Source organism: Mesorhizobium sp. WSM4833, from assembly GCF_055811095.1.
Genome location: NZ_JBVVQG010000004.1, coordinates 294400 through 316676, shown reverse-complemented (window position 1 = coordinate 316676; position 22277 = coordinate 294400). Strand labels below are relative to the sequence as shown.

General features: G+C 63.3%; 27 protein-coding genes. 18 read left to right on the top strand and 9 right to left on the bottom strand.

Annotation, left to right across the window (positions count from 1 at the left end; all coding sequences use genetic code 11):
- Positions 1-6: 6 nt before the first annotated feature.
- The 3 genes from AC0L2D_RS09940 to AC0L2D_RS09930 all read right to left on the bottom strand — a co-directional run bounded on the left by AC0L2D_RS09940 (position 7) and on the right by AC0L2D_RS09930 (position 3185).
- The gene (locus tag AC0L2D_RS09940; RefSeq protein ID WP_013529613.1) at positions 7-1530 is read right to left on the bottom strand and encodes a tripartite tricarboxylate transporter permease; all 1524 of its coding nucleotides are present in this window, start codon (positions 1528-1530) and stop codon (positions 7-9) included.
- Positions 1531-1534: 4 nt separating this feature from the next.
- Positions 1535-2071: a tripartite tricarboxylate transporter TctB family protein gene (locus AC0L2D_RS09935; protein WP_064995576.1), complete on the bottom strand. Its 537-nt coding sequence runs from the start codon at positions 2069-2071 to the stop codon at positions 1535-1537.
- Positions 2072-2210: 139 nt separating this feature from the next.
- Positions 2211-3185, bottom strand: a complete 975-nt coding sequence (locus tag AC0L2D_RS09930) for a Bug family tripartite tricarboxylate transporter substrate binding protein (protein ID WP_013529611.1) — start codon at positions 3183-3185, stop codon at positions 2211-2213.
- 183 nt (positions 3186-3368) lie between these two features.
- On the opposite strand from AC0L2D_RS09930, the gene AC0L2D_RS09925 reads away from it, so the two are divergent.
- Positions 3369-4133 (top strand): IclR family transcriptional regulator, encoded by a 765-nt coding sequence (locus AC0L2D_RS09925; protein WP_013529610.1) that lies wholly within the window; start codon positions 3369-3371, stop codon positions 4131-4133.
- Positions 4134-4274: 141 nt separating this feature from the next.
- On the opposite strand, the gene AC0L2D_RS09920 is transcribed toward AC0L2D_RS09925, so the two are convergent.
- Positions 4275-4808, bottom strand: a complete 534-nt coding sequence (locus tag AC0L2D_RS09920; protein WP_063173086.1) for a GNAT family N-acetyltransferase — start codon at positions 4806-4808, stop codon at positions 4275-4277.
- Between the two features lie 202 nt (positions 4809-5010).
- On the opposite strand from AC0L2D_RS09920, the gene AC0L2D_RS09915 reads away from it, so the two are divergent.
- From AC0L2D_RS09915 to AC0L2D_RS09900, 4 genes are all read left to right on the top strand, one after another.
- On the top strand, positions 5011-5466 hold the full coding sequence (locus AC0L2D_RS09915) for a DUF2214 family protein (protein ID WP_024502811.1): 456 nt from the start codon (positions 5011-5013) through the stop codon (positions 5464-5466).
- A 175-nt stretch (positions 5467-5641) separates the two neighbouring features.
- Positions 5642-6619: a tripartite tricarboxylate transporter substrate-binding protein gene (locus tag AC0L2D_RS09910; RefSeq protein ID WP_013529607.1), complete on the top strand. Its 978-nt coding sequence runs from the start codon at positions 5642-5644 to the stop codon at positions 6617-6619.
- A 74-nt stretch (positions 6620-6693) separates the two neighbouring features.
- On the top strand, positions 6694-7167 hold the full coding sequence (locus AC0L2D_RS09905) for a tripartite tricarboxylate transporter TctB family protein (protein ID WP_473540925.1): 474 nt from the start codon (positions 6694-6696) through the stop codon (positions 7165-7167).
- Between the two features lie 10 nt (positions 7168-7177).
- A complete protein-coding gene (locus AC0L2D_RS09900; RefSeq protein WP_473540923.1) occupies positions 7178-8686 on the top strand; it encodes a tripartite tricarboxylate transporter permease in 1509 nt (502 codons plus the stop codon).
- A gap of 1 nt (position 8687) precedes the next feature.
- Here the strand turns inward: AC0L2D_RS09900 and nth are convergent, their stop codons facing one another.
- Positions 8688-9512: an endonuclease III gene (gene nth, locus AC0L2D_RS09895; protein WP_473540922.1), complete on the bottom strand. Its 825-nt coding sequence runs from the start codon at positions 9510-9512 to the stop codon at positions 8688-8690.
- Between the two features lie 22 nt (positions 9513-9534).
- Here nth and AC0L2D_RS09890 point away from each other — a divergent pair, with 22 nt between their 5' ends.
- The 11 genes from AC0L2D_RS09890 (at position 9535) to AC0L2D_RS09840 (ending at position 17108) form a co-directional block, all read left to right on the top strand.
- Positions 9535-10029, top strand: coding sequence for a DUF2244 domain-containing protein (locus tag AC0L2D_RS09890; protein ID WP_013529603.1), 495 nt, complete (start codon positions 9535-9537; stop codon positions 10027-10029).
- A gap of 124 nt (positions 10030-10153) precedes the next feature.
- Positions 10154-11029, top strand: a complete 876-nt coding sequence (locus tag AC0L2D_RS09885; protein WP_127365990.1) for a methylated-DNA--[protein]-cysteine S-methyltransferase — start codon at positions 10154-10156, stop codon at positions 11027-11029.
- A gap of 220 nt (positions 11030-11249) precedes the next feature.
- Positions 11250-11720, top strand: coding sequence for a hypothetical protein (locus AC0L2D_RS09880; protein WP_027161336.1), 471 nt, complete (start codon positions 11250-11252; stop codon positions 11718-11720).
- Between the two features lie 19 nt (positions 11721-11739).
- Positions 11740-12132 (top strand): hypothetical protein, encoded by a 393-nt coding sequence (locus tag AC0L2D_RS09875; protein ID WP_027161335.1) that lies wholly within the window; start codon positions 11740-11742, stop codon positions 12130-12132.
- Positions 12099-12611: a hypothetical protein gene (locus tag AC0L2D_RS09870; RefSeq protein WP_027161334.1), complete on the top strand. Its 513-nt coding sequence runs from the start codon at positions 12099-12101 to the stop codon at positions 12609-12611. Before AC0L2D_RS09875 ends, AC0L2D_RS09870 begins: the two co-directional genes overlap by 34 nt.
- Entirely contained in the window at positions 12586-13068 is a 483-nt protein-coding gene (locus tag AC0L2D_RS09865) for a hypothetical protein (RefSeq protein WP_027161333.1), read from the top strand. Before AC0L2D_RS09870 ends, AC0L2D_RS09865 begins: the two co-directional genes overlap by 26 nt.
- Before the next feature lie 153 nt (positions 13069-13221).
- Positions 13222-14127, top strand: coding sequence for a ribokinase (locus AC0L2D_RS09860; RefSeq protein WP_027161332.1), 906 nt, complete (start codon positions 13222-13224; stop codon positions 14125-14127).
- 1 nt (position 14128) lies between these two features.
- Positions 14129-15577 (top strand): amidase, encoded by a 1449-nt coding sequence (locus AC0L2D_RS09855; RefSeq protein WP_027161331.1) that lies wholly within the window; start codon positions 14129-14131, stop codon positions 15575-15577.
- A gap of 113 nt (positions 15578-15690) precedes the next feature.
- Positions 15691-16305, top strand: coding sequence for a LysE family translocator (locus tag AC0L2D_RS09850; protein ID WP_013529595.1), 615 nt, complete (start codon positions 15691-15693; stop codon positions 16303-16305).
- Positions 16306-16406: 101 nt separating this feature from the next.
- Positions 16407-16727: a hypothetical protein gene (locus AC0L2D_RS09845; protein ID WP_013529594.1), complete on the top strand. Its 321-nt coding sequence runs from the start codon at positions 16407-16409 to the stop codon at positions 16725-16727.
- 3 nt (positions 16728-16730) lie between these two features.
- Positions 16731-17108 carry a hypothetical protein gene (locus AC0L2D_RS09840; RefSeq protein ID WP_063169006.1) on the top strand — a complete coding sequence of 126 codons (378 nt, stop codon included), beginning with the start codon at positions 16731-16733 and terminating at the stop codon, positions 17106-17108.
- 36 nt (positions 17109-17144) lie between these two features.
- Here AC0L2D_RS09840 and AC0L2D_RS09835 read toward each other — a convergent pair whose 3' ends face one another.
- Positions 17145-18089 carry a nucleoside hydrolase gene (locus tag AC0L2D_RS09835; RefSeq protein WP_024502823.1) on the bottom strand — a complete coding sequence of 315 codons (945 nt, stop codon included), beginning with the start codon at positions 18087-18089 and terminating at the stop codon, positions 17145-17147.
- Positions 18090-18404: 315 nt separating this feature from the next.
- Here AC0L2D_RS09835 and AC0L2D_RS09830 point away from each other — a divergent pair, with 315 nt between their 5' ends.
- A complete protein-coding gene (locus AC0L2D_RS09830; protein WP_013529591.1) occupies positions 18405-18830 on the top strand; it encodes an Hsp20 family protein in 426 nt (141 codons plus the stop codon).
- Positions 18831-18895: 65 nt separating this feature from the next.
- Entirely contained in the window at positions 18896-19150 is a 255-nt protein-coding gene (locus AC0L2D_RS09825; protein WP_023760740.1) for a BQ00720 family protein, read from the top strand.
- A gap of 92 nt (positions 19151-19242) precedes the next feature.
- On the opposite strand, the gene ptsN is transcribed toward AC0L2D_RS09825, so the two are convergent.
- The 3 genes from ptsN to rpoN all read right to left on the bottom strand — a co-directional run bounded on the left by ptsN (position 19243) and on the right by rpoN (position 22205).
- Positions 19243-19707 carry a PTS IIA-like nitrogen regulatory protein PtsN gene (gene ptsN / locus AC0L2D_RS09820; RefSeq protein WP_013529589.1) on the bottom strand — a complete coding sequence of 155 codons (465 nt, stop codon included), beginning with the start codon at positions 19705-19707 and terminating at the stop codon, positions 19243-19245.
- Between the two features lie 121 nt (positions 19708-19828).
- Positions 19829-20413 carry a ribosome hibernation-promoting factor, HPF/YfiA family gene (hpf, locus tag AC0L2D_RS09815; protein ID WP_013529588.1) on the bottom strand — a complete coding sequence of 195 codons (585 nt, stop codon included), beginning with the start codon at positions 20411-20413 and terminating at the stop codon, positions 19829-19831.
- Positions 20414-20678: 265 nt separating this feature from the next.
- The gene (rpoN, locus tag AC0L2D_RS09810) at positions 20679-22205 is read right to left on the bottom strand and encodes an RNA polymerase factor sigma-54 (protein ID WP_473540921.1); all 1527 of its coding nucleotides are present in this window, start codon (positions 22203-22205) and stop codon (positions 20679-20681) included.
- Positions 22206-22277: the final 72 nt, after the last annotated feature.

Genomic DNA, 22277 nt, shown 5'->3' with positions numbered 1-22277 from the left:
GATCGATCAGGCATCGCCGGGCACATGCTCCGGTCCGCGCCGACGACGATGCTCGATGAAGGCCCAGATATGCGGGCCGGCGAGGCCGATGAAGGCGAGCGTCAGCAGTGTCAGCGACAGTTTGTGGGTGTAGAACACGGACCAGTCGCCATTCGAGATGGTCATCGCCCGGCGGAACTGGGTTTCGGCGAGCGGCCCAAGGATCATGCCGATGATGACAGGCGCGGTCGGAAAATCGAACCGCCGCATCAGGAAACCGGCGGCCCCCAGCAGATAGAGGATGACGAGGTCGATGGGCGATTGCGAAATGCCATAGGTGCCGACCGTGGCGAACACCAGGATGCCGGCATAGAGCTGCGGCGCCGGGATTTTCAGCAGCCGCACCCACAGCCCGATCAGCGGCAGGTTGAGGATGACCAGGATGACGTTGGCGATGAACAGGCTGGCGATCAGCCCCCAGACGAGGTCGCCCTGGGTCGTCAAAAGCAGTGGTCCGGGATTGATGCCGTAGCTCTGGAACGCCGACAGCATGATCGCCGCCGTCGCCGAGGTCGGCAGGCCAAGCGTCAGCATCGGCACCAGCACGCCGGCTGCGGACGCATTGTTGGCGGCCTCGGGGCCGGCAACGCCTTCGATGGCCCCGACCGTGCCGAACTCCTGCTTGTGCTTCGACAGCTTCTTTTCGATGGCATAGGACAGGAAAGTCGGGATTTCGGCGCCGCCGGCCGGCATGGCGCCGATCGGGAAGCCGATCGCGGCGCCGCGTAGCCAGGGTTTCCACGAACGCCCCCACTCGGCCGCCGTCATGTAGAGCGAGCCCTTCAGCGGCACGATCTCGTCCTTGCCGGCATAGCGGCGCGAGGCCATGTACAGCGTCTCGCCGACGGCAAACAGGCCAACGGCGGCGATGATGACGTCGACGCCGTCGAGCAGTTCGGTCATGCCGAAGGTGAAGCGCGGCTGGCCGGTCTGCAGGTCGACGCCGATCATGCCGATGACGAAGCCTGCGAACAGGCTGGTCAGGCCGCGAACGGAAGACGAGCCGAGCACCGCCGAGACGGTGATGAAGGCCAGCACCATCAGCGAGAAATATTCGGCCGGACCGAAGGCCAGCGCGAATTTGACCACCACCGGCGCCAGGAAAGCGACGCCCATCGTGCCGATCGTGCCGGCTACGAATGAGCCGATCGCCGAAGTGGCGAGGGCTGCACCGCCGCGGCCGGAACGCGCCATCCTGTTGCCTTCCAGCGCGGTGACGATGGTGGCGCTTTCGCCGGGCGTGTTGAGCAGGATCGACGTCGTCGAGCCGCCGTACATGGCGCCGTAATAGATGCCGGCAAACAGGATGAAGGATGCCTCCGGCGCCACCTGATAGGTGATCGGCAAAAGCAGCGCGATGGTCAGCGCCGGCCCAAGACCGGGCAGCACACCGATGGCGGTGCCAAGCGTGGTGCCGAGCAGGCACCACAGAAGGTTGACCGGGGTGAAGGCGACCGAGAAGCCGTGTGCGAGATGTCCGAGCGTTTCCATGGCGTCAGCCCCTCAACATGGTGATGAACGCATCGATGACCGCGTTCAGCTGGTTCTCGATGAAACCGGCACCGATGTTGACGCCGAGCGCCCTGGCGAAGCCGAAATAGGCGGCCAGCGCCAGGATAAGGCCGAGCACGACGTCCCGCAGCGTACGCTTGCTGCCGAAGCCGTAGCAGACGAGCACGAACATGATGACGGATGCCGCCGTGAAGCCGAGCGGTTGGATGAGCAGCAGATTGGCGATCAGGCCGATGACGACGAAGCCCATTGCCTTCCAGTCGGTCGGCGTCTCCTTTTCCTCCTCCGGCTGCCAGCCGCCGCGAAGCGCGGCAAGGATGAGCAACAGCGAAAGTACCACCAGGCCAACCATGGTAAGGTAGGGAAAGACGGTCGGGCCGACCTTGGAGTAGAGCGGCGACACCGGGATCGCCAGCGTCTGCCAGGCAACGGCGCCGGCGCAGGCCAGGAGCCCGATGCCTATCAACAATTCCGGCACGGCAAGCCGCGACGGCGCCGGCTGCTGGTCGCTGGTGCTCATGATTGTCCTCCCCAGGAGAGCTGGCCAAGTATGGTTGGCGAAAATGCCCGGCGCCGCATGCTTGCTCCCCACCGCAGGGTCATGCCGGCTTGCATTTCATGCGAGAAGGGGCGACCTGCGCCGCCCCTATGACGATGGATCAGGCGAGCCCGAGATCCTTCAGGATCGCCTCGATGCGGGCTGAATCCTCGGTGACGAACTTCGCATAGTCGTCGCCGGTGAGCAGGATCGGCGTCCAGTTGCGGTTCTTGCATTCGGTCGCCCACGCGTCGCTCTTGGCCATGGTCTCGATCAGGGTGATCATCGCTGCCTTGTCGGCGTCGGAAATACCCGGCGGTGCGAAGACGCCGCGCCAGTTGAACAGTTCGACATCGATGCCGGCCTCCTTCAGCGTCGGCGCATCGATGCCGTCCTGGCGCTTGTCTGCCGAGATGGCGAGCAGCCGCAGCGCGCCCGCCTTGACCTGCTCGGAGAACTCGCCAAAGCCGGAGATGCCGGCCGCGACCTGGTTGCCGAGCAGCGCCGACAACGCCTCACCGCCGCCGGCGAACGGCACGTAGGACAGGTTTGTCGCCGGCACGCCGACGGTCTTGGCAATCAGGCCGAACAGGATGTGATCGGAACCGCCTGCGGAGCCGCCGGCGACAGGAACCTTTGTCGGATCGGCCTTGAGCGCGGCGACGAAATCAGCGGCCGTCTTGAACGGCGACTCCGCCGGCACGACCAAGGCCTCGAACTCGCCGGTAAGGCGGGCGATCGGGGTGACCTGCGTCAGATTGTTGGCGGCCTTGTTGGCAATGATGGCGCCAACCATGACCATGCCGGCAACCATCAGGGAATTGCCTTTGCCGTTCCACTGGCTGATGAATTGCGGCAGCCCGACAGTCCCGCCGGCGCCGCCGACATTGGTGATCTGCGAACCCGAGATGAGCTTTTCACTGCGCAGCACCTGGTCGATCGTGCGCGCCGTCTGGTCCCAGCCGCCACCCGGTGCGGCAGGCACGAAGAGCTGTATCTGGGGCGCGCCTTCGGCCAAAGCGGGAGAAAGATGCGACGTCATCAGCCCGGCACCCACGGCTGCGGTGCTCATCAAAAATCTGCGTCTGTCCAGCATGGGATTCCTCCAAATCACGACACCTCCTCCGGTGCCCGCCAAAACGCGCCTGCATCCAGACCCGTCATCGATTTCAAGCAGATGTTACGGAGTTCTGTCAACGGAAACGATATTCTGCTGGACAGAACGATTTGGCGGCGCGACACAGTCGCGTCACTCGGCTTTCTTCAAACTGGAACCGCCATGGACTCGCCAAGCAAATCGGCAGATGCGGAAATCGACCGCGCCGAAGGTGTTGCAGCACTCGATCGGGCGATTGCCATCCTCGATGCCTTCAGCACGGAGGACCGGTCGCTCAGCCTGGCCGAAATCGCGGCGCGCACCGGCCTCTACAAGAGCACCATCCTGCGGCTTGCGAATTCCCTTTTGCGCGGGCGATTGCTCGAGCGCCTCGACAATGGGCGCTACCGCGTCGGACCCGCGACGTTTCGGCTCGGTGCGCTCTACCAGCGTTCGGTCGTGGCGGTCGACATCCTGCTGCCGATCATGCGCGATCTTTCCGAGCGAAGCTGGGAAAGCGTTGCCTTCTACGTTCGCTCGGGCGATGTCCGCACCTGTCTTTACCGCGTCGAATCCAAGCACCCGATCCGCTACACGATACGCGAAGGCGACGTATTGCCTTTGCTGCTCGGCTCGGGCGGCCGCGTGCTCGCAGCGTTTTCGGGCCAGCAGGGCGAACCCTACGAGACCATCCGCAAGACCTGCAACTGTCTCGCCGTCGGCGACCGCGACCCCGAGACCGGGGGCGTGTCGGCGCCGGTATTCGGGCCAGGGGGCGTCCTGCTCGGCGCCTTGACCCTGGCTGGACCAAGCACGCGCGTCGACGCGGCCTTTCTGCAGCGCATGAAGCGTCCGCTGCTCGAGGCAGCGGCCCGCGCCACCCGCGCCTTCGGCGAGGACGCCTCCATGCTCGAGCAGGCAAGCCTGGCAGCGGACGCCCTGCCGTAGAATGCGGCCTGATTGGAAGGCTCGCCCAGTTCAACTTGACCAGAACCACACGGCGGTTCTTGGCGCGGCCCGTTTCGTCATCGTTGCTGGCGACAGGTGCCATCATGCCGGCGCCCGCAGCGGTCAGCCGCGCCGCTCAGGTCACCGCGCCAGCAGGATGGTCGGAGCGTCGTGATAGGTGGTCTTTACCACTTCCCGGTAACCGCACTTGGCAGCCACCCTCAGCGAAGCGCCATTTTCCGGATCGATGATACAGACGGTCTTCTCGCGCCCGAAAATCACTTCGCCCCATGCCAGGACGCGGCCAACCACCTCGGTGGCGAAGCCCGCCCCGTGCACGGCCGGAACCAGCGCCCACCCGGCCTCGGGAATGCCTTCGATCGATGGTTCCATGTCGCGCTTCAGATCGTGAAACCCGGCCTCGCCGATGAAGCGCCCGGTCGCCTTCTCCTCGATCGCCCAGAAGCCATAGCCAAGCAACGACCACAGGCCGGCGTGACGCAGGAAGCGCATCCAGCTTTCTTCGCGCGTGCGCGGCTTGCCGCCGATGAAGCGGGTGACGAGGGGATCGGTCCACATCGCGGCATAGGTGTCGAAATCATCCAGGCGGTGTGCCCGCAGGATGGTTCGCTTCGTTTCGATGACAGGAGCACTGGTCGCTTGCGGATTGTTCATGGGATCTGCCTCGCACGGATCGCCAGCGCTTAGCAAATCGCCGGTGCTGCGCAAGGGGCCAGGGCAACACGGCCCATCATCCAGGCGCCGCTATGGGAATTTTGCGCGACGATGTTATTTTTCACCGCAGGCTGATTCAACACCCGCCAGCGCGACCTTTTTTCAGGCGCGCATTGGTGGCGTCAAACCCAGGGAAAAGAGCATGGATACCACCGATCTTGTGCTTGCGATCTTCCATCATCTGCTGGTGTTTTCGCTGGCGGGGATCATCGGCGCCGAATTCGTCCTGATCCGCGGCGATCTGGGTGCTGCGACGCTCAAGAGGCTCGCCGGCATCGACCGCCATTACGGCGTCATCGCCGCGCTGATCATCGTCGTCGGCATCGGCCGCGTCTTCTATGGCCTCAAGGGCTGGGAATTCTACGTCTACAACTGGGTGTTCTGGGCCAAGATAGCGGCGTTCGGCGCTGTCGGCCTGCTGTCGATCATCCCGACCGTCCGCTTCATATCCTGGAACAGGCAGGCGAGCGGCAATGCCTCGTTCCAGGTGCCGGCGACCGAACTTGCGTCCGTGAAGACCTATATCCGCGCCGAAGCTTTCATCTTCCTGCTCATCCCGGTCTTCGCCGCGGCGATGGCGCGCGGCTACGGCTACTAGGGTGGCGATCACCCTCCGACATTATCCACCCATCGAGTGCGGATGTTTGCGGATATCGGCAGTTTGCCGCCCAGTTGCTATTTGCTAGCTTGCCCTAGTTGTTGCTTCATGCGCAGCCGGTGTTGAGAGGAGTTCCGCGCGGCGTTGGAGATTCATATCCCGGGAGGAGATCACGATGAGAAGATTTGTCGCCACTCTGGCTGCTGCCGCGGCCGTCACGCTTTATGGGTTCGCGGCCAGCGCGCAGACCTATCCTGAACGCACCATCACCGTTGTGGTGCCGTTTGCGGCCGGCGGGCCGACCGACACGGTCACGCGCCTCGTCGCCGAAGCGATGTCGAAGGATCTCGGCCAGCAGGTCATCGTCGAGAATGTCGGCGGCGCCGGCGGCACGCTGGGTGCCGGCCGCGTCGCCAACGCCGAGCCTGACGGCTATACGCTGCTGCTCCATCATATCGGCATGGCGACAAGTGCGACGCTGTACAGAAAGCTCGCCTACGACACGCTGAACGCCTTCGAATATGTCGGCCTCGTCACCGAGGTGCCGATGACCATCGTCGGCCGCAAGGACCTGGAGCCGGCCGATCTCAAGGGATTGGTGGAGTACGCCAAGGCCAACAAGGATTCCATAACCGTCGCCAATGCCGGCATCGGTGCGGCCTCGCATCTGTGCGGCATGCTGTTCATGAGCGCCATCAAGACGCCGCTGGTCACCGTGCCCTACAAGGGCACCGGCCCGGCCATGACCGATCTCCTCGGCGGTCAGGTCGACATCATGTGCGACCAGACGACCAACACCACCAAGCAGATCCAGGGCGGCACCATCAAGGCCTATGCCGTCACCTCGCCGGAGCGCCTCGATGTGCTGAAAGACGTGCCGACGACGGTGGAAGGCGGCCTTCCCGAAGTGCAGGTCGGCATCTGGCACGGTCTCTATGCACCCAAGGGCACACCGGCCGGGATCACCGAACGCCTGTCGAAATCGCTTCAGGTCGCGCTGAAGGACCAGAACGTCGCGGCTCGCTTCGCCGAACTCGGCACCAAGCCATCGCCCGAGGCCGATGCGACGCCCGCCGCACTGAAGGCCAAGCTGGAAAGTGAGATCGCGCGCTGGAAGCCGATCATCGAAGCCGCCGGCCAGTATGCCGACTGAGGTTTGAACAGGGGCGCCACCGGCGCCCCTGTTCGCTCGGCATCCGCTACCCACTCGGGCTTGGGAGAACCACCATGAAACCTTTCGCGATCGACAGGGCCAACGGCCTGTGCGCCGCCCTGTTCATCGGCTTCGGCGCATGGTTCGCGCTGCAATCGGTCGGCCTCGAAATCGGCACAGCGTTGCGCATGGGGCCAGGCTATTTTCCGCTGGTCCTGGCGATCGTGCTGGTCCTGCTTGGCGCCGTCATTCTCGTCCAGGCTGTACGCGTCGAGGGCGAAGCGGTCGGGCATATTGCGTGGCGCGGCATGCTGCTCATCCTGCCTGCTCCGATCTTCTTCGGCCTGACGGTGCGCGGCCTCGGATTCATCCCGTCGATCTTCCTGACGGCGCTGATCGCGTCGTTTGCCAGCCGCCGCATGAAGCCGTTGACCGCGCTCGTGCTGTCGGCCGGCCTGACATTGTTTGCATTCCTTGTCTTCAGCTACGCGCTCGGCCTGCCGTTCCGCCGCTTCGGCCCGTGGCTGGCCCCGTGGTTGGTATCGTAAGGCGATGAGCATGGATCTGCTCGACAACCTTGCGCTCGGCTTTTCGACGGCGACGTCGCTGACCAACCTCGGTTTCTGCCTGATCGGCGTCCTTCTCGGCACGCTGATCGGCGTCCTGCCCGGCATCGGCGCCACCGCGACCATCGCCATGCTTTTGCCCATCACCTTCCAGATCGGCGACCCGGTTTCCTCCCTCATCATGCTCGCCGGCATCTATTACGGTGCGCAATATGGCGGCTCGACTACCGCCATTCTCATCAACATGCCCGGCGAATCCTCGTCCGCCGTCACCGCGATCGACGGCTACCAGATGGCTAGGAACGGCCGCGCCGGGGCGGCCCTCGCGATCGCGGCCATCGGCTCGTTCTTTGCCGGAACCGTGTCGACGTTCCTCGTCGCCATCTTTGCCCCGCCGCTGACGGCGATCGCGCTGAAATTCGGCGCGGCCGAGTATTTTTCGCTGATGATCGTCGGCTTGGTTTCGTCCGTCGCGCTCGCCCACGGATCGATCGTCAAGGCGCTGGCCATGGTCGTGCTCGGCCTGCTGCTCGGCATTGTCGGCACCGACATTTACACCGGCACGCCGCGCTTCACGCTTGGAATCCGGGAATATGCCGACGGGTTGAATTTCGTTGCGGTGGCGGTCGGCGTCTTTGGCATCGCCGAGATCCTGCGCAACCTCGAAAACGAGGATGAGCGCTCCGTGATGATCCGCAAGGTCACCGGCCTTATGCCGACCCGCGAGGACTTTCGGCGCATGGCAGCGCCCATCGTGCGCGGAACGATCATCGGTTCGGCGCTCGGCATCCTGCCGGGAGGCGGCGCGATCCTGGCAGCCTTTGCCTCCTACACGGTCGAAAAACGCGTCTCGAAAAACCCGAAGGAGTTCGGCAAGGGCGCCATCGAAGGCGTCGCCGGACCGGAATCGGCCAACAATGCCGGTGCGCAGACTTCCTTCATCCCGATGCTGACGCTGGGCATTCCGGCCAACCCGGTCATGGCTCTGATGATCGGCGCCATGATCATCCAGGGCATCGTGCCCGGCCCCAATGTCGCGACCGAACAGCCGGCGCTGTTCTGGGGCATCATCGCCTCGATGTGGATCGGCAATCTGATGCTGATCATCCTCAACCTGCCGCTGATCGGGCTTTGGGTGAAGCTGCTGACGATCCCCTATTACGTGCTTTTCCCGATCATCATGGCGTTCTGCTCGATCGGCGTCTACAGCGTCAACAGCAACGTCTACGACCTCCACGCCGTCGCCTTTTTCGGCTTCCTCGGCTACCTCCTGACCAAGCTGCGCTGCGAACCGGCACCGCTGCTGCTCGGCTTCGTGCTCGGCCCGCTGCTCGAGGAAAACCTGCGCCGCGCCATGATCCTCTCGCGCGGCGACCCGAGCACCTTCGTGACCAGACCGATCAGCGCCGGCCTGCTGCTCATAGCGCTCGCCGTGCTCGCCGTCGTCTTCCTGCCGGCGGTCAAGAAAAAGCGCGAAGAGGTGTTTGTGGAGGAGAGTTGAATTACGCCGCCGTTCCGCCTCGGTCCTGAACCTCTTCGACCGGGTCGAGCGGTGCGATCGGCACCAGCGGTGCCGGCACATCGGTCGTCTTGACCTCGGCCTTGCAGATGTCGGCGATGACACAGGCCGGGCAATCCGGCTTGCGCGCCTTGCAGACGTAGCGGCCATGCAGGATCAGCCAGTGATGTGCATGGCGCATATATTCGTCCGGAATGATCTTCAACAATCCCTGCTCGACCTGTTCCGGCGTCTTGCCGGGCGCCAGCCCGAGCCGGTTGCCGATGCGCAGAATGTGCGTGTCGACCGCCATCGTGTGCTGGCCGAAGGCCATGTTGAGCACGACATTGGCGGTCTTGCGCCCGACCCCGGGCAGCTTGACCAATTCATCACGATTATCGGGTACCTCGCCGCCATGGTCGCGGATCAGCGCCTGCGACAGCGCAATCACATTCTTCGCCTTGTTGCGCCACAGCCCGATGGTGCGGATATATTCGCCGACCCTTGCTTCCCCCAGCGCCAGCATCTTGTGCGGCGTATCGGCGGCCCTGAACAGCGCCCGCGTCGCCTTGTTGACGCCTACATCCGTCGCTTGCGCCGACAGCACCACCGCGACCAGCAGCGTGAAGGCGTTGACATGTTCGAGTTCGCCTTTCGGCTCAGGCCGCTGGACGGAAAAGCGCCGGAATATCTCGTTAACTTCGGCCGGGCTGTAGCGTAACGCGCGTCGCACCGGCCGCGGGCGCGGCTTTGCGTTCGAACCATCGCGTCGTGCGGGCAACAGCTCTTTTTTGGACAGGGAAGAATCTTTGGACTTGGGGCTTGCCATTTCCCTCCTATAATATCCCCTCATGAGCGACACAAACGCCTCGTTTCAGGCCGACGAGCCATTCTTTCAGGCGCTACTGACCCCGCACCGGTCTCTGGGCCGGACAGGCTTCTTCGTCCTGATGGGCGCGCTGCTGTTCGGCTGGCTGGTGACAGGCGCGTTTTTCCTGTCGCGCGGCGCCTGGCCGGTGTTCGGCTTCTTCGGCCTCGACGTGGCCGCCGTCTACATCGCCTTTCGCATCAACTATCGTGCCGCTCGCGCACGCGAAGAAGTCTCGGTCTCGCGCACCAGCCTCGACATCCGCAAGACAGCCCCCTCGGGGAAATCGGAAGCGCATCGCTTCAATCCGTTCTGGGCGCGGTTTTCGGTGGCCCGTCACGCCGAGATCGGCATCACAGGCATGACGGTGCAAGGTGAAGGCCAGAACGTGCCGATCGGATCGTTCCTGGACCCCGATTCCCGCGAGAGTTTTGCCACCGCCTTTTCGCGCGCGCTGGCGACCGCCAAGACACGCTGAGGCAGCCGCGAGCGATTCCTGGACTCGAATCCGGTGCCTATCTGGGTATGCGCCGCAAGAAGGCAAGTTTCGGGTGGCGATCGACGCCCCGAGGGGCGATATTCCGGCTCAAGGAGACAGTTCCATGAGCACACACACCGCAGTCCTCAAAAAGGACATCACGCCTGAAGGCAGCGATTATGAGATCGTGCGCCGTGCCATCGAGAAGATCAGTCTCGACTATCGCGACCAGCCTTCCCTCGAAGAGCTGGCCGAGGAGGTCGGCGAGACGCCGACCGGCCTGCAAAAACTCTTCACCCGCTGGGCCGGCCTGTCGCCCAAGGCCTTCCTGCAGGCGGTGACACTGGACCATGCGCGCAGGCTGCTCGATTCCGGCATGCCGCTGCTCGAGACCTCATTCGAACTGGGCATGTCCGGCCCCGGCCGGCTGCATGACCTGTTCGTCACGCACGAGGCGATGTCGCCGGGCGACTACAAGACACGCGGCGCCGGGCTCACCATCCGCTACGGCTTCCATTCCTCGCCGTTCGGCACCGCCCTGATCATGGCCACCGAGCGCGGGCTCGCCGGCCTCGCCTTCAGCGACCCCGGCGAGGAACGCGCCGCCTTCGCCGACATGTCCAGCCGCTGGCCGAACGCCATCTACGTCGAGGACATGACTGCCACCGGCCCCTATGCCGCCCGTATCTTCGACCCGACGCTGTGGCGCCCCGACCAGCCGCTGCATGTCGTCATGATCGGCACCGACTTCCAGGTTCGCGTCTGGGAGGCGCTGCTCAAGATCCCGATGGGCAAGGCCCGCACCTATTCCTCGATTGCGGCCAGCATCGGCGCTCCGTCCGCCAGCCGTGCGGTCGGTGCGGCCAACGGCGCCAATCCGCTCTCTTTCGTGGTGCCTTGTCACCGCGCCATCGGCAAATCAGGCGACCTCACCGGTTATCATTGGGGCCTGACCCGCAAGCGCGCCATTCTGGGTTGGGAAGCCGGGCAGATATCGTAATATCGATTTTTCTCGATATTGCGAAGAAAAACATGGTTATATCGGCGCTATCAAGTATAAGCGCTATTTACGCTGTGGTTCCGCTTTTGCAACCGAGGGCAACCTCCGGTTCCTGTAGTTGTTATTTTGAGGCGTTATTTTAGGTAACTCTAAATTAACCACGATAAAGTGATGATGCTCTCATATTAATCCGGACGATCCGGCTTGATAGGAGGTCTCGATGACATTGTTTCGCGCCGCCTGCGGCGCAGCTCTGCTGGTTGCCAGCGTCGACGAGGCCGCGTTGGCCACGACGCAGAATGTCATCTTCAACGGCACGATCGCGCCCACCTGCACGCTGGTCGTTGCCACCAACGGTACGATGACGGCCAGTCCCGATCTCCAGTCCCTGAGCTCCCACAACAGCGGCGGCTCGGCTGGAACCGTGACGCTGACGACGACCGGAGGTGTGTCGCTGAGCGTCGACCCGGTCACCACCATGACGGTGCCATCCGCCGACAGCACGTCGACGACCTGGACACCCACCTACTCCGCCGCCGGCGCGCATTCCATCGTCGAGACCGGCTCGACAACCAGCATCACCACCCCCGGCGCAGATCTCGTCTCGGTTCACCTTGCCGGAACCAAGGGCGGCAGCAATCGCTTCGCCAACGGCAATTATCAGGCAACGGTAACGCTGCGCTGCGAATGACGCGAGCGAAGGAGGGGTCGTGAAACATGCTCGAATCCTGGCGACGGCGTTGGCCGTCGGATTGGCGCCCGTTGCCGCCAAGGCTCAGTCGATGTCGCCGATGCGTGGCGAGATCAACAGCTTCACCGACGTCTTTGCGGTTCGCGTCTTCCCCGCCAATCCCTACGACCGCAACATCCGGGTCGAAATTCACGTCTACGATCAGGATTTCCAGCCGGTAGATGCCAGGGTCTCTCCAAATGTCTTCCAACTGGCCTCCCAGGCCTCCCGTTCTGTCCTTGTGGTTGTGCCTTTCGGCGGCGCTGCCGAGCGTAAAGTGCGTATCTGTACCGAAAGCATCCCCTTTCCCAATCAACAGACGCAGATAAGGGCACAGATATGCGGAAAGTTTTTTGGGCGCCGCAAGTCCTGACACTGGCGCTCGCGGCTGTTTGGGCGGGTGCCTCGCCGGCCGGGGCCGAGGACGTCTACAACCTCAACCAGAACGAAAGCGGCTTCAACCTGCCCGGCGTCACCTTGCCCCAGGGCCAGGACGAGGTCCATGCCGCGGATGGCACCACTTGCCGTTCCGCCGTCTCCGGCTCCGGCGCCTATGTCGATCTCGGCGTCATCAGAGGCAACAGCCAGTCCGACAATGATGTCGCCACTTACGGCCGGGTGGTGATCCCCATCGGGCGTACGCCCAAGCGCGTCGATTGCAGCCGTCTCTACGAGCTTGAGGTCGAGCGCCTTCAGCTGGAGCTGAAGCTCCTCAAAATGGGCCTCGGCACCGACGGCCAGACGGCGAGTATTGCCGCCACCGCTCCCGCGACCGCATCACCGGGGTGGGCCAACGAAGGCTGGAGCATCAGAACCGGAAATGGCGATGGCAAGAAAAAGAAGAAGCAGTAGCCGCGCGCTGTTTGCGATGGCGGCACTTGCCGGTTCCTGCCTTCCGATGCAGGCGGCGATCATCGGCACCTGCACCATCATGGTCGGGGCGTCCGGAACGATGAAGGCCAGTCCCGCCATCAGCATACTGGGCTCCAAACAGGCAGGCGGATCGAGCGCCAGCGCCACCGTGGTGGCAAGCTCCCTGTTATGCTCAATACTCAACCTGCTTGACTGCTATTCGGTTTCGGCGCCGGCGCCTGCCGCATTCTCGTCCGCGCCGAGCGGCGGTGGCACCAACGTGACGTTCGCTTCGGTCTTCCGCCTCGATGGCTCGGGGGCCGATGTCAACGGAAGTGTGCCGCAGAGGGTTGCCAACGGCACCCACGCCATGCAGGTCGACCTCACCGCCACCAAGTCGAGCGGTATCTTTCCCGCCGGCAACTATCAGGGCACGGTCACCGTGCGCTGCGAATAAGGCCGCGACAACTCAAATCGGGCTGGACCATGCGCGTGGTCTGGCAAGCCGCGGCCTTACAGGTTAGCTTCCACGCAATCGGAACGATCTGCGTTCGCCCGGACGCACGAAGACGCTCCGGCATTTTGAATTTGCGTTGCCAGGAGGCCCTGCTTGATTATCGTCATCGGCTCGATCAACCTCGACCTTATCGCCAAGGTCGACCGCTTGCCGAGCCCCGGCGAGACGGTGGGCGGCTCGGCCTTCACCACCGCGCCTGGTGGCAAGGGCGCCAACCAGGCCCTGGCCGCCGCACGCGCCGGCGCCTCGGTGCGCATGGTCGGCGCCGTCGGCAGGGACAGCTTCGCCGCCGAGGCACTGGCATTGCTGCGCGACGGCAAGGTCGACCTGTCCGGCGTTGCCGAGACTCACGCCTCGACCGGCACGGCACTGATCATGGTCGCCGACGACGGCGAGAACATCATCGCCGTGGTGCCGGGCGCCAACGCTTCCGTGGTGCCCGGCGATCTCTCCAAGGCCTTTCTGAAAAAAGGCGACGTCGTGCTGCTGCAAAATGAGATTCCGCTGGCCACCGTCGATGCCGCCCTCGACCAGGCAAGGGCGGCCGGCGCCATCGCGGTGCTCAACACAGCACCTTTCCAAGCGCAAGCAGCCGGCTTTCTCGGCAAGGCCGACTATGTCGTCGCCAACGAAACCGAGTTCGACCTGTATGGCGAAGCGCTGTCGCTGCAAGGCCGCGATCGGGCGGCGCGCATGCGGGACTTTGCCGGAAAGACCGGCCGCACCGTCGTCGTCACGCTCGGCGGCGATGGCGTGATGGCGGCGACACCGACCGAGTTCCTGGCCGTTGCTGCGCGCAAGATCGTCCCCGTCGACACGGTCGGCGCCGGCGATACGTTCTGCGGCTATTTCGCCGCCAGCCTGTCGTCGGGCCTCACGCTCGAACAGGCGCTGGCGCGCGCCGGCGCGGCCGGCTCGCTGGCCTGCCTGAAGCCTGGCGCCCAACCGGCGATCCCGCTCGCCAAAGACGTCGATCAGGCGCTGCAGGAAACCCGTTAAAATGCTGCGTCCTCAAACAAAACATGCCGTGCCGCCGGCAGGCGACATCTGCCGCCTGTCCGCAGTCGAACTCGCCGGCGCGATCCGGGAGAGAGAGCTTTCCGTGCACGAGGTGGTGGCGGCATTCCTCGACCGCATCGAGGCGGTCAATCCGCTGGTGAACGCCATCGTCTCCTTGCGCGATCGCGCCGATATCCTGCGCGAAGCCGATGCGGCCGATGCCAGCCCGACGCGAGCCAAAACCAACCCGCTCTTCGGCCTGCCGATGGCCATCAAGGACCTCGCCTCGACCACGGGCCTCAGGACCTCTTTCGGCTCGCCGATCTTCGCCGATTTCGTGCCGCAGGAGGACGATTTCTTCGTCGAGCGCATCCGCAATGCCGGCGCCATTATCATCGGCAAGACCAACGTCCCCGAATTCGGGCTTGGTTCCAACACCTACAACGCCGTGTTCGGGCCGACGCTGAACGCCTTCGATCCGGCCCTGACCGCCGGAGGCTCGAGCGGCGGCGCGGCCGTTGCCCTGGCGCTCGACATGGTGCCCGTCGCCGATGGCAGCGACTTTGGCGGCTCGCTGCGCAACCCGGCCGCCTGGAACAATGTTTTTGGCTTCCGCCCGTCGCAAGGACTTGTTCCCGGTGGACCCGATTTCGAAGTCTTCCATGCGCAGATGGGCGTCGACGGGCCGATGGGCCGCAACGTCCGTGACATGGCGCTGCTGCTCGATGTGCAGGCCGGTTACCACCCGCACGCGCCATTGTCCTACGACAAACCCGGCTCGTTCCTCGAAGGGCTTGGAATACCCGCAACTGGTGGCCGCATCGCCTGGCTCGGTGACCTCGGCGGTCATCTGCCGGTTGAAACAGGCATTCTCGGCCTGTGCGAGGCGGCACTTGGCCGCTTTGCGGAGGCGTCCTTCGCGACCGAGCCCCTGCTGCCGGATTTCGATTTCGAAGCGCTGTGGCAGGCCTTCGTGACGCTGCGCCAGGCCAGCAGCGGCTGCGCGCTCAAAACCCACTATGACGATCCCGCAAAGCGCCGCCTGCTCAAGCCGGAAGCCATCTGGGAAGTGGAGAACGCAACGCGGCTGACGGCGCCGCAGATCCGCGCCGCTTCGGTCATCCGCACGTCCTGGCATCGCACGCTTCTGTCGATCTTCGCCCGCTATGATCTGATTGCGCTGCCGACAGCACAGGTCTTCCCCTTCGACATCGATACGCATTGGCCGCGTGAGGTCGCCGGACGCACAATGGACAGCTATCACCGCTGGATGCAGGTTTCCGCCTTCGCGACCTTGGGCGGCTGCCCGGCGGCCAATGTGCCGGTCGGCTTCGACGATAGAGGGCGGCCGATGGGCATGCAGCTGATCGGCCGGCCACGCGGCGACCTTGCCGTGCTCAAGGCGGCGGCCGCCTATGAGGCAACGCTGCCCTGGCCGGTCGGCGCCTGAATCGCACGCGTTGGCGTGCCGCGGCGCTTCGCGCACCGGCTTGCATCGCTATCGCCGCCATGCATTGATTATCCTCAGCCGCGCCGCCTCGGCGGTATTCCTGGGGAAAAAGCATGTCGCTCGAACTCTACGCCGCCTATGTCCTCGCTTGCATCGTCATTATCCTGGTGCCCGGTCCGACGGTCACGCTGATCATTGCCAACAGCATCCGCCATGGCTCGCGCGCCGGCCTCGCCAACGTCGCCGGCACGCAGGCCGGGCTTGCCGTGATGATCGCCATCGTCGGCATCGGCCTCAACACGCTGATCGCAGGCATGGGCCACTGGTTCGAATGGGTACGGCTGATCGGTGCCGCCTATCTGATCTGGATGGGTGTGCAGATGTTCCGTTCCAAGGGCACGTTGAATGCCGATGGAACAGCGAGAAAGCCGCGCGGCGGCTTCTTCCTGCAGGGCCTGCTGGTGGCGCTGAGCAACCCCAAGACGCTGATTTTCTTCGGCGCCTTCTTTCCGCAGTTCATTTCGCCGCAAGGCAACTACTCGCTGCAGATCGCCGTCATGGGTCTGACCGCCATGATCTTCGCCGCCTTCTCGGATTCGACTTACGCGCTGGCCGCCGGCCGCGCCGGGCGCCTGCTGTCGGCCGGCCGCATCAAGCTTTTGTCGAGGATCAGCGGCAGCTTCATGGTCGGCGGCGGCCTGTGGCTGGCGTTTTCGCGGTCGAAGTAAAGGCGGCCGAGCCGGCGCCGCAAGGAGTTGCAGCACCCTGGAATGGCAACAGATTGAAAGTGTGCTGTCCCACCACCACATGAATCTGGCTTGAGGGATTCATGTCTGTCTTTTGGACTTGGGATGGTTTGAAGAGGAACGCGCCTGGCGTGATCCTCTTTATTGGTGCGTTTGCGGTTATGATCATGTTGGCGGCAAACAAATGGATCAACGACGCCAGCCCGATCCGATCGGTCGACACAGTCGAGGCAAACGTCGAAAGTGTCCGGTTGGACCATGGCCGCGGCATATATCTGGTTTCTATCGAGAACGGTTCGTCTGTCCTTATCGATGACGATCACCCGCATCTGATCGGCTCGCGCACAAACATCGAACGCGTCACGCGCGACAATGGCTTCGTCTTCTACCGATTCGTGAATTGAATCATGGCAACAGTATCTTCTCTCAGAAACCGCCTGCTTCTGTTTCAGGCAGAATACCGAGACGCAGTCATTGGTGTCGTATTCTTCTGCGCACTGCCCCTGGCGGCGCTGATCCCGATTGCGATGAACCAGGACAATCCGGTTGTGGCAACTCAGAGTGTGATGGGCACTATCGAGTATGTGAGGTTAATGCCCATCAATCCGAAGATGGCTGCCGGGCGCGGGCTGTATTACACATACGATGTCCGCCTTGATGGCAACAGCGCGGTGACATCCATCGATGATGAAGTGGGGATGCCGCACCTTGTCGGTTCGGTCATCCCCATCGAGCGGCAACATCATAAGCGCGGCGGAGACACCTATCGGTTTCTCAATGAGTGAAGACGCGTGCTCACAAGTTCAGTTCTGTTCTGACGGTCAGTTAAGCCGCCCCAGCCTCTCCACCAGCAAGGCGAAAAACGCATCATGGTCGATGTCGCGCATCACCATGGCGTTCTTCGGCCGTTTGGTGACGCCCCACCAGTCGATCACGGTCATGCCCATGGTCAGTTCCGAGGCGGTTTCCACGCTGACGTTGCAGTTGCGGCCCTTGAACAGGTCCGGCTTCAACAGATAGGCGATGACGCAAGGATCGTGCAGCGGGCCACCGTCGGTGCCGTATTTCTCTTCATCGAAGCGCTCGAAGAACTCCAGCATCTCCGCGGTGGCGGTGCCGACCCTGGTGCCCAGCGCGCGGAAGGCCTGCGTGCGCTTGGCGGTGGTCAGCGCCTTGTGGGTGACGTCGAGAGGCATCATGACGATCGGAATGCCGGATTTGAGCACGACATCTGCGGCCTGCGGGTCGACATAGATGTTGAATTCGGCGGTCGGGGTGACATTGCCGCCTTCGAAGAAGCCGCCGCCCATCAGCACGATTTCCTTGATGCGCGGTGCAATGCGCGGCTCGCGGATCAGCGCCAGCGCAATGTTGGTGAGCGGGCCGAGCGCGCAAAGCGTGATCGTGCCGCTTTCTTCGCTCATCAGCGTCTGGACGATGAAATCGACCGCGTACTGGTCCTGCAGCTTCATCGTCGGTTCGGGCAATTGCGGACCGTTGAGGCCGGTCTTGCCATGCACTTCCTCGGCGGTGACCAGTTCGCGCGTCAGGGGCCGGATGGCACCGGCATAGACCTTGATGTCCGGGCGGCCGGCCAGCTCGCAGATCTTGCGGGCATTCTTTTCGGTAAGCTTCAGCGGCACGTTGCCGGCAACGGCTGATATGCCGACGATCTCCAGTTCGGAGCTGCCGAGCGCCAGCAATATGGCGACGGCATCATCCTGGCCGGGATCCGTGTCGATGATGATCTTGCGTGACTGGGGCATTTCAATTCCTTGTTTGGCGAGGTCGTGGACTTGCGTCGATCCGATCGGAACATCCAAATGACGCCGAAGCGGCCGCGAGCTGCCAGGCCGAACCGCTCGACCAGGGAAGACAATCCCGACCCGCGCGCTTTTCCTTGCATCTGCTCGCCGTTTCAAGCGCCATGTCTGTCATTCCTGTGAGTCCACGGCCTGGTCTTTCTGGGCGGGTCTGTTGACGGCTTGAACTTGGTCGCGGGGCGGACCATATCAAGGCCATCGGGAAAAATGCCATCTGGGTTTTTCCACTTTATGTCGCTCTTGAGAGGACAGTGTAACATGAGCCGAATGACGCCCTTTTCCAGCCCGCTTCTGCTTGGTTTCGACGCCATGGAAAAGACCCTGGAACGCCTGGCGAAGTCCGGTGACAGCTATCCTCCCTACAACATCGAACGCCTCAGCGGCGCCGACGGCAAAACCGAAAGGTTGCGCATCACATTGGCGGTCGCCGGTTTCGCCGAAAGCGATCTCGATGTCACCACGGAGGAAAACCAGTTGGTCGTGCGCGGCCGTCAGACCGACGACACCGAGCGCGAATTTCTTCATCGCGGCATCGCCGCGCGCCAGTTCCAGCGCTGTTTCGTGCTGGCCGACGGCATGCGGGTGATCGCAGCGGAGTTGAAGAACGGCCTTTTGGCGATCGACCTCGATCGGCCGGAGTCCGAACGGCTGGTACGGAAAATAAACATATCGGTGAAAGACTGATCTTTACCGATGGCTCTCATGCGGGATGGCCTTGAGCGGCGTCCTCGCGCGAAGGAGGCTTTGAAATGACCAGAACTGAAAATATCACCATGACCAATGGCGAATTCGCTCATCTCGGCGAGGGCTCGGTCGCTTATCTCAGAAAGGTCTCGAGCGACGAATTGCTCGGCCGTTTCCCCAATCTCGGCGAAATCGCTCCCGGCATGGAACTGTGGGCGCTGTTTGCCGCCAATGGCCAGCCGATCCTGCTTTCCGACGCGCGTGACCGCGCACTGGCCGGTGCCATGGAAAACGACCTGACCACGGTCGCCATCCACTAAGACCCAGCGCGCCGCCCTGTTAGGCGCGACCAGCAGGCTCAAACGCGTAGGGCCGCCCGTGGCGGCCCTTGAATGTCGTCTCACCAGAAAAATCAGGCCGCGTGCGAGGCCTGGGTGTCCGATAAAAGCGCGTGGATAGCCGCGGCGTCGCGCGTACCCCTGATCTTGGCCACCGTGTCGGCGTCACGCAGCACTCGCGCGATGCGCGACAGTGCCTTGAGGTGATCGGCGCCCGCCCCTTCCGGCGCCAGCAGCAGAAACACCAGATCGACGGGCTGATCGTCCAGCGATTCGAAATCGACAGGCGTCTCCAGCCGGGCGAAAACACCTGCGATGCGCTTCACGCCGGCTAGCTTGCCGTGCGGGATGGCGATGCCGTTGCCGACGCCGGTCGAACCCAGCCGCTCACGCTGCAGGATGGTGTCGAACACCTCCCGCTCCGGAATGCCGGAAATCGCCGCGGCCCGTTCGGACAGCAATTGCAGCAGCTGCTTCTTGGAGTTCGCCTTCAACGCCGGCAATATCGCCGGAACGTTGATAAGATCGCTCAGATCCATGCTTGAAAATCCCTTGTTCGCCTGCCGTCACCAGTCCTCACCCCTCGTGCGGCCGGCTCTTATCCCAGTGCGACCTCGTCGTCACCGTGCGACCCTTGTCGTCACCGTGCGACCGTTGTCGTCACGCTTGTGCGACCTTGGTCGTCGACGGGTCGATCCAACCGATATTTCCATCGGGTCGGCGATAGACGATGTTGAGATGGTCGGTTCCCGCGTTGCGGAAGACGAAGACCGGGCTGTCCTTGGTGTCGAGCTCGATGACCGCCGACGCCACCGACATGGTCTTCAGCGTCATGGTTGATTCGGCGACGATGGCCGGCGCGAAATTCTCCGGAATGTCCTCGTCGTCATCGGCAAGCGGCGCCATCACCGTGTAGGCTATGTCGGTCGGCTGGCCGTTGGCGGCGCCCGAATTGTGCGATTTCAGCCGGCGCTTGTAGCGCCTCAGGCGGGTTTCCAGACGGTCCGCCGCCGCCTCGAAGGCAAGCGTCGGATCCTGGGCATCGCCGGTGGCCTGCAGCGAAGCGCCGGAATCCAGTCGGATCATGCAATCCGCCGAATAGCGCGAACCCGATTTGATGACCGTGACATGTCCGGCAAAGCCGCGATCGAAATATTTGCCGATCGCTTCGCCGACACGATCGTTGATGCGTGTCCGAAACGCATCGCCGATGTCCATGTGTTTTCCCGATATGCGCAGATTCATCTGAAAACTGACCTTCCTTGCTCAGGCTTCAAACTGGCCCGAGTTTATACTCGTGATCCGTGCGCACAAGCTTTGCGGCGTCACTTGCGCCGATTTTAAATCCAGACTTTCCGGTTGATCACAAGCCGCCCTTTGACCGTCCCGAGGCCAACGTCGTGACGGACCATCCGCATGCGGGCATCTAGCCCGTCTCATGCGGGCGGGCTTCTAGCCAGTTCACCGCGGCTTGTCAATGAAGTGCTGGCTTGTGGAAAATCGACCCGCCTCAGCGCCCGGCGCTGGCCATCGCACGTTTCTCGCGCCGGCGCTGCACCGAGGAGGGGATATTCATGCCTTCCCGGTACTTGGCGACCGTACGCCTTGCAATGTCGACGCCACTTTCGCGCAACATGTCGACGATTGCATCGTCGGAAAGCACGTCGACGGGCTTCTCCTCGTCGATCAACTGCTTGATGCGGTCACGCACGGCTTCCGAGGAGTGCGCATCGCCGCCGCCCGATGCGGCGATCGAGGCGGTGAAGAAGTAGCGAAGCTCGAACACGCCGCGCGGCGTCAGCATGTATTTATTGGCTGTGACCCGGCTGACGGTCGATTCGTGCATGCCGATGGCGTCGGCCACCGTGCGCAGATTGAGCGGCTTCAGCTGCCGCACGCCATGGACGAGGAAGGCGTCCTGCTGACGAACGATTTCCGAGGCGACCTTGAGGATGGTCTTTGCCCGCTGGTCGAGGCTGCGCGTCAGCCAGTTGGCGTTCTGCAGGCATTCGGCCAGAAAATCCTTTTCCGCCTGGTTCTTGGCCTGCGGAGAGACCTGGGCGAAATAGATATGGTCGACCAACACCCGCGGCAGCGTTTCGGCATTGAGTTCGACCAACCAGCTGCCGTCATTGGCCGCGCGCACCTCGACATCGGCGACGATCGCGTCGCTGGCGCCGCCCGAAAACGCCATGCCCGGCCGGGGATCGAGCGCCCGGATTTCGGCCAGCATGTCGAGCAGATCCTCCTCGTCGACACCGCAGATCCGTTTCAATGCGTGAAAATCGCGCCGTGCCAGGAGTTCGAGATTGGCGACCAGCGCCTTCATCGCCGGATCGAGCCGGCTCCGCACGGCAAGCTGCAGCGACAGGCATTCGGCCAGGTCGCGGGCAAACAGGCCCGCCGGCTCGAAGGTCTGACACACCGCCAGCACCTTCGCCACGGCGACGGCATCCGCACCGAGACGAGCGGCGATCTCGGCCAGATCGGCACGCAGATAGCCGGTCTCGTCAAGGCCGTCGGCGAGGTCGGCGGCGATCAGACGTGCAGCCGGATCGGCGAAGGTTAGCGCTACCTGTTCACCGACATGGTCGCGCAGCGTGATCGCAGCAGTCGCCATATCGCCGGCGTCAAACCACTCGGATGAGGAACCCGCGCCATTGCCGGAAGCCGATTTCCATTGTGCCGTCAGGTCGGGACCGAGCCGCTCGCTGGTGCCCGGGTCGTCGGGAAACAGGTTTTCCAGCGACGTGTCGAGCTTGTCCGAGATCGCCTCGGCGCTCCACTGCGTCTCGTTTTCGAACCAGTCGCCTTCGGTGGCGGCTTGCGGCTCCGCCTCGATCTTCTGCGCCTGGTCGCTGGCGGCATCGTCCTGCGGCTCGGCGCGCTCCAGCAGTGGATTGCGCTCGATTTCCTCGTCGATGAAATGCCCGAGCTCGACATGGGTGAACTGCAGCAGCCGAATCGACTGCATCAGTTGCGGCGTCATCACCAGCGACTGCGATTGTCGTAGCTGTAGTTTGGCCGCCAACGCCATGGTTCGGTTTCAAACGCCTCGTCTACGCATCCGGACTTCCGGAAAGGAATTTTGCAGCCGGCCATAGAAACT